Origin of the sequence: Roseicyclus sediminis (assembly GCF_025515305.1) — a bacterium.
GTDB lineage: Bacteria > Pseudomonadota > Alphaproteobacteria > Rhodobacterales > Rhodobacteraceae > Roseibacterium > Roseibacterium sediminis.
The window spans coordinates 345,308-357,299 of record NZ_JAOPHT010000002.1 but is presented as its reverse complement, the minus strand read 5'-3'; the positions used below and the strand labels follow the sequence as shown (position 1 = coordinate 357,299).

The following is an 11,992-nucleotide window of genomic DNA, read 5'->3' as shown; positions in this document are numbered from 1 at the left end:
GCCAGCTGGCCGCGCCGCACCGGCGCCCTGCGGGACCGGTGCGGGCAATCAGGCCGGGATCAGCGCTTGTTGCGCGAGGACCGCCACAGAAGGAAGGCCGCGAACACGGTGGCCAGGGCAAGAAGCGCCTCCGTGCCGTGCGGGTGGATGTGGACAACGCCCCCGGCTTCGTGGGCTGCGGCGGGCAGGGCGGCGAGGGCTGCGCCCGAGGCGATTGCGATACGGGTCATCATCGGTCAATTCCTTTCACGGGATGCGAGAAAATCGCGGATATCGAGCTTGTCCTTCTCGTCGAGCGAGACGTAGACGAGCGACATGTTGGTGCGTTCCCGGACCATCTCGCCGGGGAAGGGCAGGTAGCTGAGTTCCCGCGTGCCGAAGGACGGCGAGGCGGTACCGACCTGCCATTCGGTCTTCAGTTCCACGTCCACCAGCTTCAGCGTGCTGGGACCGGCCTTGCCGGGCCGTTCCAGCGGCACGCCCGCCAGCTTCAGATACGCGGCCTTGTCGCGGGCCTGAACGAAGCCGTCGATGAACTGCGCCGTCAGGACCTGAAGGTCCGCCGCCTCGTCCTCGGGGGTCAGGTGCGAATGCAGGTGGTCGGGATGGTGGTGATTGTGGTTGTGACCGTGATGGTGATGATCGTGATGATGGTCGTGGTGATCATGGGGCATTGGACCACCTCCGTCCCTCGAAGTCTCCGTGCGGGATCGTCACCGGCTTGTCGATATGGCGCTTGTGCGCGCCCATCTTGCCCGCCGCCACCATGGAGCCGAGGACATCCACGATCACCCGCGTCCCCATCAGCGCGGTGATGTCCGAGGTGTCGTAGGGGGGCGAGACCTCGACGAGTTCCATGCCGCACAGCCCCTCGGCCGCGACCTTGGAGGCAAGCGCCAGCGCCTCGCGCGGAAGGAAGCCGCCGGGTTCGGGCCAGCCGGTGCCGGGAACGAAACCGCAATCGATCGAGTCGATGTCGAAGGACATGTAGACCATGTCGGCCCCGTCCCACGCCATCTCGAGCGCCATCTCGGCGGTCTTGTCGATGCCCATGCGCTCCATGTCGGACATGGTGATGATGTTGGTCTCGCGCTCGCGGGCGACCTTCACCGCCTCGCGCGGGACCTGCCAGCCGCCGATGCCGACCTGCACGAGGTTCTTGGCCGGCACGTTCGGCAGGTTCGTCGAGTGAAACCAGGGGGTTGTGTGCATGCGTTCATCCAGGTCCTTCTCCTGGATGTCGGCGTGACGGTCGAAATGCACGATGCCGATGGTCTTGGAGGTGCATTCGGCGATGCCACGCACGCAGGGGAAGCCGATCGAATGGTCGCCGCCGATCATCACCGGGAAGCTGCCCGACGAGAACACGTGGCTGACCGCCCGGCTGATCTGGTCGAAGCTCTTCTCGATGTTGGCTGGGATCGTGAACACGTCGCCCGCGTCGCAGAGCGTCATCTGCTCGCGCAGGTCGACGGCCATCTCGTAGTTGTAGGGCGTGTAGAGCGCCGAGATCTTCCGCACGCCCTGCGGCCCGAAACGGGTGCCGGGGCGGTAGGTGGTGCCGCCGTCGAAGGGGATACCGAGGACCGTCGCGTCGTAATTGGCGACCTCCAGCACGTCCTCCGCGTAGGGCGCCTTGAGGAAGGTGTTTATCCCCGCGTAATGCGGAAGCTCGCCGCGCGCAAAGGTGGGGATCGACTTGTCCTCGATCGACTCCGCGCCGGTCAGGCCCATGCGCAGCGCCCAGCGGCGCTCCTCGTCCCAGCGGCCCTCGGGGATGCCGGCCTCCGCGCGCATGCTCCGCCAGCCCTGCAGTTTCGTCAGGTCGGGGTGATGGGCGCGTCGGCGCTCGCCTTGGAGATCGGCTGGATGGCGTGACCGGGTTCGGTCGGTGGGCGCATAAAACATGGGCGTGCTCTTGTCTTTCGGTTAGGAATTGGCGCTGGCAACGGGCCGGCCTGCCGGAGGGGTGATGCGATGGAGCGGCTGATGAACGACACCAAGTGGTCCGAGCTTTGCGCCACCATGGCGGCGCGGAACCCGCGGCCCCGGTGGACGTCTCTGAGTGCAAACGGCCACACGCATGGACCAGAACGGGAGTGGCACCATCACCTGCGCGCGGGTGGCTTTCACGACCTGGTTCACGTGGACATCCTTCCGGACACCGCGACAGAGAGGGAGGAAATTCTCGCCGTGCTCCGTGCCATCCATGTGCCGGGCGAGGTGCGTTCCGACCGGTTGAGGGTGATCGGTCTTGCCCCACCGGGCACGCCGGTCGACTGGATCTGAGCCACTAGCTCTCTGCAAGGCCATGGATCTCGTCCTTTTGCAGTTGGTAGGGGATGCCGCCGTTCCGGGCGTCGAAATCGTAGGTGATGGTCGCCCCGTAGGCTGCGGGATCGTGCGGGTCCCAGCGGACCTTGTCGAAGACGATGACCCGGTCGCCGAGCTTGAAGGCCTCGGGCAGGTCATGGGTCACCATGAAGACGGTCATCCCGGTCTCGGCGCGCAGCTCCTGCAGGAAGGCGTGCATCTGTTCCCGCGTGCCGGGGTCGAGCGCGCCGAAGGGCTCGTCGAGCAGCAGGATGCGGGGCTTGCCCGCAAGCGCCTGGGCGATGGCGAGGCGCTGCTGCATCCCGCCCGAAAGCGCGGAAGGATACTGGCCGGCCACGTGCCCGAGGCCGATCCGCTCCAGCGTCGCGTCGGCGCGGGCGCGGGCGGCGCGCCTTATGTTGCCGAACAGCCGCCCCAGCGGACGCGACAGCGCCTCGGCCGCAACGATGTTGTCGCGCACCGTCAGGTGCGGAAAGACCGAGTAGCGCTGGAACACGATGCCGCGCGACCGGCTCGGCTCGCCCTGCAGGGGGTCGCCGTCGACGTAGATCTCGCCGCGCTCGGGACGTTCCTGGTCGAGGAGGAGGCGCAGGAAGGTCGATTTTCCGCAGCCCGAGGCCCCCACGATCGAGACGAATTCGCCTTCCTCCGCCGAAAGCGAGACGCGTTCGAGGATCGGCCTGCCGCCATAGGCGTGAAACAGGTTTTCCACTTCCACGAAGCTCATGACCGAACCTCGGCCCAAGGGTAGAAATAGCGCGACGCCCGCGCGAGCGCCCAGTCGATCAGGAAAGCCAGCAGCGTGATCCAGGCGACGTAATTCAGGATCACGTCCATCGCGAGGAAACGCCGGACGAGGAAGACGCGGTAGCCGAGCCCGCTGTCGGAGGCCACGGCCTCGGCGGCGATCAGGAACAGCCATGCGGGTCCGAGCGACAGGCGCACCGCGGAGATCAGGCGCGGCATGATCTGCGGCAGGGCGACCGAAAGGGCGATGGAGAGGGACGAGGCGCCGAGCGTCTGCGCCTTCACGATCTGCTCCTGCGGCAACTCCAGCGTGCGGGCGGACAGGTCGCGGATCAGGAAGGGCGTGATGCCGATGGCGATGAGCGCGACCTTGGCGGCATCGCCCACGCCGAGCGTGATGAACAGGATCGGCAGCACGGCGAGCGGCGGGATCATCGACACCACCGCGACAAAGCCCTGCAATGTCCGGCGAACCATGGGAACGAGCCCGATGGCGAGCCCGAGGCTCAGCCCGATCAGGGCCGCGATGCCGACGCCGCTTGCCAGAAGCGTCAGGCTGGAGGCGGTATCGCTCCAGAACAGGATCTCGCCCGACCGCCTGTCGGGTTCGGTCAAGAGGCGGATCGTCGTCTCGAACAGCGCCGAGGGGGCCGGCAGGATCCGGTCCTGCGGGTTCTCGGCCAGCCGCGCGGCAGAACCGGCGGAATAGACGAGCGCCACGAGGACGAAGGGCAGGGCGGCCAGCACGACGCTGGCCAGCCGCCCCGGGTTTCGGTTGATCCAGCGCATCGCGCCGCCCTCGCCGGTTGCGTGCCGTCAGAGCCCGTCTTCGGCCGCCATCCGCATGAAGCTGGTGTCGAAACGCAGCTGGACGTTGCCGGGGTCCCCTGTGATCGAGCCATCGGGATAGGCCACGCCCACGAAGTCCGCGCTTGGCGCGCCTTCCCCGAGGATGCCCTGGTCGAACAGGAACTCGGCCACGTTGACCATGGTGTCGGGCAGGGCGCCGCTTTCGACGAAGGCGACGGCATCGGCGGGATCCCAGAACATCTCGGTCGAGGCGAGTTGCGCGTCGTAACCCGCAAGGTCGGTCCCCGACGCCTCGGCCATGGCGGTCCGCGCGGCGATGCCTTCCTCGGTGTCCGACGACATGATGGCCATGAGCTCGTACCATGCGCCGACCAGCGCGCGGCCGAAATCGGGGTTGGCCTCCAGCACCTCGGTGTTGACCACCATCATGTCGATGATCTCGCCGGGGATGTCGGCCGAGGTGAACAGGATGTTCGCTTCGGGGTCCTCGGCGATGGTCGAGACCAGCGGGTTCCACGTCACCACCGCCTGCACGTCGTCGGTCTGGAAGGCCGCGATCATGTCCGCGTCCGAGGTGTTCACGACGCCCGCGAGGTCGCGCTCGGCCAGCCCCACGCTGTCGAGCGCGCGGGCGAGCAGGTAGTGCGAAACCGAGAGTTCCACGAGGTTGACGGGCATCCCCGCGAGGCTTTCGAGCGTGCCTTCGCCCTTGAGGATCACCGCGTCATTGCCGTTCGAGAAATCGCCGACGATCAGCGCGGTGGTGTCGACGCCCGAACCCGCCGGGATCGACAGGGTGTCCATGTTCGTCGCGCTGACCCCGTCGAATTCGCCGGCGGTGTAGAGGTTGATCGATTCCACGTAATCGTTGATCTGCACGATCTCGACATCGATCCCGTAGCGTTCGGCCCAGCGGTCCATGATGCCGCTGTCCTCAAGGTAGCCCCAGGGCATCCAGCCCACATAGATCGACCATGCGACGCGGAATTCCGTGCGGTCCTGCGCGGTGGCGAAGCCCGGGACGAGGGCAAGGCTGAGAGCCGTCGTGGTGGCGAGTGCAAGTCTGGTCATCAGGCGGTTCCTCCGATCGGATCCAATATGACGTCCGACCGAAAGCTGCGGGGATGGCGGGAGCGGCCGAACTGGTGTCGCAGTGCTCTCCCGGGATTTTGGCCCGCCGTGTACCGCGCCGGAATTTGCCGGCCGGCTGCATTTCTCGGACCAGGCCCCGGAACGTGGCGTCCGGGCGGAACCCTAAATGCTCTGCGCTTCCCATCGTTGGGTGAGGCGACGCGACGGTGTCAAAAGCGCTGTCGGTCCCGGTGGGCCGCGATGCCGGGCAACGCCGAAAAATGCACCGCAATGCGGTTCGCATGTCGGAAAATCGGGCACGTCTGCGACGGGCGTGGGTGGCGGAGGATGATTTCGCGCGTTCACGGTCTTGCCGATGCGCCTGCCAGGGCGTCGGCAAGACCCTGGCGTGACCTGTGCGCGTGTCGGGCACCTCAAGGCGCCGTCAGAACGAGATCGCGGGGCTGGATGAACCAGTCTCACGGCAAGACGCCAGCGCGTCCCGCCATGCCGTCGGGGACGCTCCCCTCGCGGCCGGTGCTCCGGCCCTAGGAGGAACCGCCCGACCGGCTGCGTTTGGTACCGTGTCCGCCGCTGTGCGGCGCCGCACTGCGCCATGTGGAGGAGGACTTGCACTTGCGGCACACGCGTTCGCCGAAGCCCTCGCTGGGGAATTCCGCACGGCAGCGCAGGCAGGTGCGCATCCGGGCGACGTCGCCGCAGGCTTTGGCGATGGACATGGTCGCTTCGATCTGATCGTTCATGGTGTCTTCCTCGTTTTGGGTCGCTGTCGCCGCACCGACGGGGGCACGGAGATCGGGGTCGCGTTTGGGCGGATGGCCCGGGTTTTGCGTCGCGTGCCGTCTCAGCGCCCGAGGACGCAGCGGCCGCCAGACAACTGGAAATTCCGGTCGCACTGCCAGCCGTTTCCCGACCGGTCGAGATGGGCGTTGGCCGGCACAATGAGACGGACGCAGGTTTCCTCCCGCGCCTCGAAGCCGCGTTCGCAGCGCCAGCCCGGCCCGCCCGAGCGGGTGTCGAGATAGGCGTTTTCCGGGACGGAGATGGCGTCGCATCGGTCGCCGTCGCGGACGAAGCCGCGCTCGCATTCCCACAAGGCCCCGCGCGGCGCATTGGTCAGGAAACCGTTTTCCGGGACCGCGATGGGGTCGCAGCGGCCTTCGACGGCGACATATCCACGTTCGCACAGCCAGCCGGTTCCGGTGTTCTCTTCGGTGAGGTAGGCGTTCTCGGGCACGACGATCTCGATGCAGGCATCCTGAGCCTCGCGGAAGCCGCGCGCGCAGGTCCAGCCATGCCCCGAGGAATTCAGGAAGGCGTTTTCGGGAACGAAGATCTCCTCGCAGGAGGTGCCGTCACGCTCCCTGAAGCCGTGTCTGCAGGCCCAGCCGGGCCCGTAGGAACGGCCGGTCGCATAGGCATTTTCGGGCAGGTCGATCTCGACGCAGGCGCCGTTTTCCTCGCCGTAGCCGAGGTCGCAGTCCCAGCCGCCGCCAAAGCCGCGGGCGCTTGCGTTCTCGGGGACGGCGCCGGTTCCGTCCTGGGCCGAGACCGGGGCGGCGGGAACCGCCAAGAGGCAGAAGATGAGGAAGGCGAGGGCCGGGCGAAGGGCCCGTGCGGGTCTGGGTGGGTTGATCAAGTTGGTTCCTTCCGGCCTTCGGCCTGGCTGTCCGATCATGGGGCAGCGGAGGCGGCCGGGGAACGGGACAAACGATCGGTTGCAGGTGACGTTCTTGGATGGCGCGCCCGCCATGGAAAGGACACCCGGGAAGGGATCCGGTCCCGCCTGCGGCGTGCGGCCGATGCCGCCCGTCCGCGTGTCTGCGGGAAACCGAGGTCCTCGATCCGGGAAGGCGCGCCTCGGGTCTGTCCTCCGGGCCCCGGAAAGGGCCATCGAACCGTCACGCCTTTCTCAAGTGGGGATGAAACACGGAAGATCAAGCGTGCTTTGGCCCTTGTTTAGGTGCGGGCGAACGCCCATATGCATTTGGCGATTGTTGCTCTCTTCGAACCGCTGCCTCCGTTCATCCGGCTCTCAGTTGATCGATCTGGACTGACTTTGCCTGGCCGCCGCGTGTTGCGGGCGGCGAACGGAAACAGGAGACCACGGACATGGCCAATGGCACCGTGAAATGGTTCAACACCACCAAAGGCTTCGGCTTCATCCAACCTGAAAGCGGGGGCAGGGACGTGTTCGTCCACATCTCCGCAGTCGAGCGCGCCGGCCTGACCGGCCTTGCCGATGAGCAGAAGGTGACCTTCGAGGTCGAAAGCGGTCGTGACGGCCGCGAGAGCGCGACAGATCTCGCGCTTGTCTGACACAACTTTCGCCGGGCGTCCCTCGGGCCGCCCGGCCGCTTCTCGGCCCCGGCCGGCCACGACCGATCCCGAAACCGGGACCGGTCGTGTCAGCTTGGGGGAAACGGATTCGGCCGCGGCATGGGCCCGTCGGCTGGCCGCCTATCGAACGCCCTCGGTGTCGCGCAGCCTGTTCGAGCTCGCCGCGACGGCAATTCCCTTCACCGTGCTTTTCGCGCTGTCCTGGATGGCCCTGTCGGTCAGCCCCTGGCTCGCCCTTGGCCTGTCCCTCGTGAATTCCGCCTTCGTCGTGCGTCTCTTCATGGTTCAGCACGATTGCGGCCACGGTGCCTATTTCCGCAGCCGCGAGCTCAACGACTGGCTCGGCCGGGTCATCGGTGTTCTGACGATCACGCCCTACGACGTCTGGCGCCGGAACCACGCGATCCATCACGCCACGACCGGAAACCTCGACCGCAGGGGCGTCGGAGACATCCCGACCATGACGGTGGCCGAGTACCGGCAAAGTCCCCTCATCCGGCGGTTTCTCTACCGTCTGTTGCGCCATCCGGTGGTCCTTTTCGGGATCGTGCCCTTCTACACGTTCTTCCTGCAAAACCGCATTCCGATCGGGCAGATGCGGTCCGGCATGCGCTACTGGATCAGTGCGCTTGGCACCAATGTTGCCATCTTCGGGCTGATCGGCGCGCTTTACCTGCTGGGCGGTGTGCCCGTGCTCGTTTTCGTCTACCTGCCGATGATGCTTCTGGCGGCGTCGGCCGGGATGTGGCTGTTCTACGTGCAGCACCAGTTCGAGGAGACGACGTGGGAGCGTGACACCGACTGGTCGGTGCAGGATGCGGCCTTCGAAGGGTCGTCGCACTACGTCCTGCCGCCGCTGCTGCGATGGATCACGGCCGATATCGGCGTGCACCATGTCCATCACCTCGCCAGCAAGATCCCGTTCTATCGCCTCGGCGAAGTGCTGCGAGATCACGAGGCGTTGTCCGATGTCCGGCGCATCACGTTGCGCGAGAGCCTCGGCTGCACCCGGCTCGCGCTCTGGGACGAGGATAGCCGAAAGCTCGTCTCCTTCGCCGAGGCCCGATACCGGCCCGCATGAAACACGCGGATCAACAGATCCGCGAACGACCCGAAACCAACAGGGGGTTCCCATGACACGCTCGATCGCGACAAGCCGCTCCAACAGCGGAGCCGACCCTTTCAGAGGCATGTCCAAGAAGAAGGAAAAGGCGCCCAAGCCCGAGCCCGCACCGTCGATCATGGTGGGCGAACACGGGCGCTACCAGATCAAGTCGGGACGCCTTTCCGGCGAATACGTCGCGCGCGCCTTTCCCAAGCCGCCGGCCAAGGCGCGTGGCATGATCGCCGAGGCGACCGGCGCGACCGAGGAGGCGGCCATCGCCGCGCTTCACGAAGCCATCGACGCCCGCGAGAACCGCAGGGTCGGTGAGCGCCGCACGGACGATCACTCCGGCACTCCTGTGCCGAGCGTCGAGGAATACGTGGAAGCGATCGCCCAGGTCGCGCTGTCGGCGCCGCAGATGGCGATGCTGACGGCGCTGTCCATCGCGGGAGAAGACGGTCTCACGGAAACCAAGATCGCGGGGGTCGCGGGCTACAAGTCTCGCGCCTCGGCCAACAAGTCGCTGGCCGGCGCCGGCCTGCTGATCGGGGAATTCCTGTCCATCGAGACCGCCTCGACCCAACCGTCGAACGATCCCGAGGGCACCTCGCTGCTGGGCTATCGCAGTGCTGACGGCGGCGTCAACGCCGCCGGAAAGTGGATCTTGCACGCCGAATTGCGCGACGCGGTGCGCGCCGGAATGTGACACGGCCGGAAGACCGCCGATCCCCTGCTTGGGCAACGCCCACGACGGGATCGGCGGCTCCATCCTTGCAGGCTATGCGCGGCCTGTTGCCCGGCACGGGACTGCCCCCGGTCTCTTGGACCTGCGGGGCGCGTGGCAGGCCGCCGCGTCGGCTTCGTGCCCTCGTATCCCGCGTCTTGTCCGTGTAGACTGTGCCCCGTTACGGGCCCTGCCGGCCTTGTCCGACCGGAGAGTTTGCCATGGCCTACGGGTTCTGCCGGATCTTCCTGATCGTCGTCGTTCTGCTTTATCTGACGGCGATGGCCCTGTTCCTTTCGGGCACATTCGGCTGGTTCGGGCAGGAGGCCGATCCCCTGGCCGGCATATTCCTGCTGCCGCTCGGGCTACCCTGGAACATGCTTGCCAACGGTCTGCCGGACCCGCTTCTGCCCTGGGTCGGCATCCTCGCGCCGGTCGTCAATATCGGGCTTCTGATCGGTCTTTGCCGGATCCTGCGCGCGATGCGCGAGTGATCCGCCGGCAGCACGGCCTCGTCAGTATAGGACGAAGCGACGCCTTGCCTCGGACCCGGCCCGTACGCGAAAAACGTTTTGAAACAATGACATGCCGCAGAGTGGCGCGCGTGCAGCGTCAGAGGCCGTCGATGACCAGTTCGTCCTCGGGCGCGTCCTTGCCGATGTGGAACAGGACCGACTGGCTCCAGGTCCCTTCGATCGAGAACCGTGCGCCGATGGGCGTGGCACCCGCGTCGAGGCGGCGGGCCCAGCGGGACCAGACGGCGGGCACGATGCCAAGGATAGATGTCGCCCCGTTCGCGCCCGCTGTGCGGCTCATGCTCTGGAAAAGGATGCGCTGAACGGTCCTTCGGCGGGCGGCCGGCACCTTGTCGGTGATGAAGAAGCGCGACGCTTCCCAGACGCGGCTGTCGACCGGGGCCTTGAAGAACAGGACATCGGTCGGCAGATCTTCCAGCGTTCCGTTCTGCGCGTCCCGCAGCATGTAGCTGTAAATCCCGCAGGCGGCATCGGTCGGAATCAGGCGGACGCCACCCAGGATCACGCCGAATTCATGCAGGGTCACCCAGCGGCAGAACGGGTTGTCGTACTGGTCGAACTCCAGGCCGTCGACATCCGAAACGCTCCAGTGGAGGCGATCGATGAAGATGCTCCGCCGAGCCTGGAGGTATCGCAGCAAAAGGTCGCCATGCTCGTGGATGTTCAGGAACGACAGGGCCGTGACCCTGATGTTGCCGATGTCCGTGGGAGGCGGGGCGCCCGTTCCCGGATAGGGGACGCGCTCGCCGGAGGTGTCCCGGACGGCCGTTGCAGGCTCCAGTTCAGGGAAACCCATCCTCCCGGATCGGGAGGAAAGAGTCGGACGTTCGTCGTTCATTAACCTGCTCGAACTCTTTTTTCTTTTTACCATGCCGCATGTCGGCGGCTTGCTCCACAGGAACTTGCGCTGTGGAAGAACCTGGATGCCGACTGGCACATTTTTTCAGCAGACCGGCTTGCGGCGGACCATGCGGTTTGGGTTGCGCGACCGTTTCCGCTCCGGCGCCAGAACGCCGGGACGGGCGAAGTGTTCTGTATGCCGAAACCGGGGCCATCCAAAAGCCCCACTTTCACCGCGATACCGGAAGAACGCCATACGCCTGCCCCAGAGCAGCCAAACCGGACCGCTAGATCCTCCCGGTGGCGGCAAGGTGCTTGCGATTCTGTCGCCCGATAGCCTGGCGAAGCGTTGTACCCGGCCGGGCGGGAGACGAGTGAATGAACAACCAAATCCAGCAGAACGGACCGGCTCCGAGCGTGCTCGTGGTCGACGATGACAAGGACGTGCTCGACCTGCTGTCGGTCGCGCTGAGCGCGATGCGGTCCTATGTCGTGGTTCCGGCCGAGACGGCGCGCATCGCCCTGCGCGAGATCGCCGCCGCCCCGCGTCCCTTCGACGTGGTTATTCTCGACATCCAGATGCCCGGCATGGGCGGGATCGAATTGCTGAGCGAGATCCGGCGCCGGCCCGATTATTCCCTCACGCCGGTGCTGATGCTGACGGCCATGAGCGACCGCCATCACGCGGAGGCCTCCTACCGCGCGGGCGCGCAGGATTACATCACCAAGCCGTTCGATTACGAGGACCTGTTCCTCCGCATCGAGGAAGCGCTCAGCCTCTTCGACCCCGATGACGACGACTCCGATGGCGAGCCCGTCTTGCGGAAAGCCACCATCGAGCATGTGGAGCGGGACCTGGCCGGCAAGACGGCGGCCCCGCCCCGGTCCAGCCTTTCGCGGTTCATCGGCAGGCTTCATTTCCGGGACGCCGTGGCCGATCTTTCCCCCCTGCGCCTGGCGGAGGCGGAACTGCGCGCGGTCACGCTCCTGCGGTCCGAGGCCGAAGACGGAGCGTCCGAGATGCTCCGGCCCGGCGATCCGCTTCCGCGTCTGGCGCGTGGTATCTCGCGGACGACCGAGCATTTCGACGGGCTGTTCTGTTACTACGGCGCGGACACGTTCCTCGTGCTGACGCAGGGGCCGTCCGCCCGTTTCGCGCCCGGACCGGCCGGTCGCTTCGAACATCTTCTGGAGGCCGAGACGGGCTTCGACGCCGCGCGCGACGGGTGCCGGCTGGTAGTCGGCGATCCGGTGCCGATGCGGTGGCGCGGGCGCGAGGATATCGTGCCGTCCATCCGTGATGCACTTGGCCGGACCGAGCACAAGGCCCGCATCGCGGCGGCGCGACTGCGCGGCCCAAGGCGCGGCACCGACCAGGGCGCCAACCTCTACGAAACCGTGCTTCGTGAAATGTTCGGCGACGCGACGTATCTCGGTCGCGCCTGAGGGCCTTTCGGTCCGGGT

General features: G+C 66.6%; 15 protein-coding genes and 1 riboswitch. Of the genes, 6 read left to right on the top strand and 9 right to left on the bottom strand.

Annotated elements, in window-relative coordinates; genetic code table 11:
* Positions 1 to 59 precede the first annotated feature (59 nt).
* From N8I71_RS04205 to N8I71_RS04195, 3 genes are read right to left on the bottom strand one after another with little or no spacing between them, the layout of a single operon-like run.
* Complete coding sequence (locus tag N8I71_RS04205) at positions 60 to 230, bottom strand: hypothetical protein (RefSeq protein WP_262876677.1); 171 nt, start codon at positions 228 to 230, stop codon at positions 60 to 62.
* A gap of 6 nt (positions 231 to 236) precedes the next feature.
* Positions 237 to 674 (bottom strand): hypothetical protein, encoded by a 438-nt coding sequence (locus N8I71_RS04200; protein ID WP_262876676.1) that lies wholly within the window; start codon positions 672 to 674, stop codon positions 237 to 239.
* Positions 664 to 1,797 (bottom strand): agmatinase family protein, encoded by a 1,134-nt coding sequence (locus N8I71_RS04195; protein WP_262876675.1) that lies wholly within the window; start codon positions 1,795 to 1,797, stop codon positions 664 to 666. The genes N8I71_RS04200 and N8I71_RS04195 overlap by 11 nt, the downstream gene beginning before the upstream one ends.
* A 192-nt stretch (positions 1,798 to 1,989) precedes the next feature.
* On the opposite strand from N8I71_RS04195, the gene N8I71_RS04190 reads away from it, so the two are divergent.
* Positions 1,990 to 2,289 (top strand): DUF6678 family protein, encoded by a 300-nt coding sequence (locus N8I71_RS04190; protein WP_262876674.1) that lies wholly within the window; start codon positions 1,990 to 1,992, stop codon positions 2,287 to 2,289.
* 4 nt (positions 2,290 to 2,293) lie between these two features.
* Here the strand turns inward: N8I71_RS04190 and N8I71_RS04185 are convergent, their stop codons facing one another.
* The 5 genes from N8I71_RS04185 to N8I71_RS04165 form a co-directional block, all read right to left on the bottom strand.
* Positions 2,294 to 3,061, bottom strand: a complete 768-nt coding sequence (locus N8I71_RS04185; protein ID WP_262876673.1) for an ABC transporter ATP-binding protein — start codon at positions 3,059 to 3,061, stop codon at positions 2,294 to 2,296.
* Entirely contained in the window at positions 3,058 to 3,870 is an 813-nt protein-coding gene (locus tag N8I71_RS04180) for an ABC transporter permease (RefSeq protein ID WP_262876672.1), read from the bottom strand. The genes N8I71_RS04185 and N8I71_RS04180 overlap by 4 nt, the downstream gene beginning before the upstream one ends.
* Positions 3,871 to 3,897: 27 nt before the next feature.
* The gene (locus N8I71_RS04175; RefSeq protein ID WP_262876671.1) at positions 3,898 to 4,962 is read right to left on the bottom strand and encodes a putative urea ABC transporter substrate-binding protein; all 1,065 of its coding nucleotides are present in this window, start codon (positions 4,960 to 4,962) and stop codon (positions 3,898 to 3,900) included.
* A gap of 85 nt (positions 4,963 to 5,047) precedes the next feature.
* Positions 5,048 to 5,160: riboswitch (guanidine-I (ykkC/yxkD leader) on the bottom strand.
* Positions 5,161 to 5,510: 350 nt separating this feature from the next.
* Positions 5,511 to 5,726, bottom strand: a complete 216-nt coding sequence (locus tag N8I71_RS04170; RefSeq protein ID WP_262876670.1) for a hypothetical protein — start codon at positions 5,724 to 5,726, stop codon at positions 5,511 to 5,513.
* Between the two features lie 101 nt (positions 5,727 to 5,827).
* Positions 5,828 to 6,622, bottom strand: coding sequence for a hypothetical protein (locus N8I71_RS04165; RefSeq protein ID WP_262876669.1), 795 nt, complete (start codon positions 6,620 to 6,622; stop codon positions 5,828 to 5,830).
* A gap of 473 nt (positions 6,623 to 7,095) precedes the next feature.
* Here N8I71_RS04165 and N8I71_RS04160 point away from each other — a divergent pair, with 473 nt between their 5' ends.
* The 4 genes from N8I71_RS04160 (at position 7,096) to N8I71_RS04145 (ending at position 9,646) form a co-directional block, all read left to right on the top strand.
* The gene (locus N8I71_RS04160; protein ID WP_262876668.1) at positions 7,096 to 7,302 is read left to right on the top strand and encodes a cold-shock protein; all 207 of its coding nucleotides are present in this window, start codon (positions 7,096 to 7,098) and stop codon (positions 7,300 to 7,302) included.
* A gap of 157 nt (positions 7,303 to 7,459) precedes the next feature.
* On the top strand, positions 7,460 to 8,404 hold the full coding sequence (locus tag N8I71_RS04155) for a fatty acid desaturase (RefSeq protein WP_262876667.1): 945 nt from the start codon (positions 7,460 to 7,462) through the stop codon (positions 8,402 to 8,404).
* Between the two features lie 109 nt (positions 8,405 to 8,513).
* A complete protein-coding gene (locus tag N8I71_RS04150; RefSeq protein WP_262876666.1) occupies positions 8,514 to 9,134 on the top strand; it encodes a hypothetical protein in 621 nt (206 codons plus the stop codon).
* Between the two features lie 239 nt (positions 9,135 to 9,373).
* Positions 9,374 to 9,646: a hypothetical protein gene (locus tag N8I71_RS04145; protein WP_262876665.1), complete on the top strand. Its 273-nt coding sequence runs from the start codon at positions 9,374 to 9,376 to the stop codon at positions 9,644 to 9,646.
* Between the two features lie 118 nt (positions 9,647 to 9,764).
* Here N8I71_RS04145 and N8I71_RS04140 read toward each other — a convergent pair whose 3' ends face one another.
* Positions 9,765 to 10,484 carry an acyl-homoserine-lactone synthase gene (locus N8I71_RS04140; protein WP_262876664.1) on the bottom strand — a complete coding sequence of 240 codons (720 nt, stop codon included), beginning with the start codon at positions 10,482 to 10,484 and terminating at the stop codon, positions 9,765 to 9,767.
* 422 nt (positions 10,485 to 10,906) lie between these two features.
* Here N8I71_RS04140 and N8I71_RS04135 point away from each other — a divergent pair, with 422 nt between their 5' ends.
* A complete protein-coding gene (locus N8I71_RS04135; RefSeq protein WP_262876663.1) occupies positions 10,907 to 11,974 on the top strand; it encodes a response regulator in 1,068 nt (355 codons plus the stop codon).
* The last annotated feature ends 18 nt before the right edge of the window (positions 11,975 to 11,992 follow it).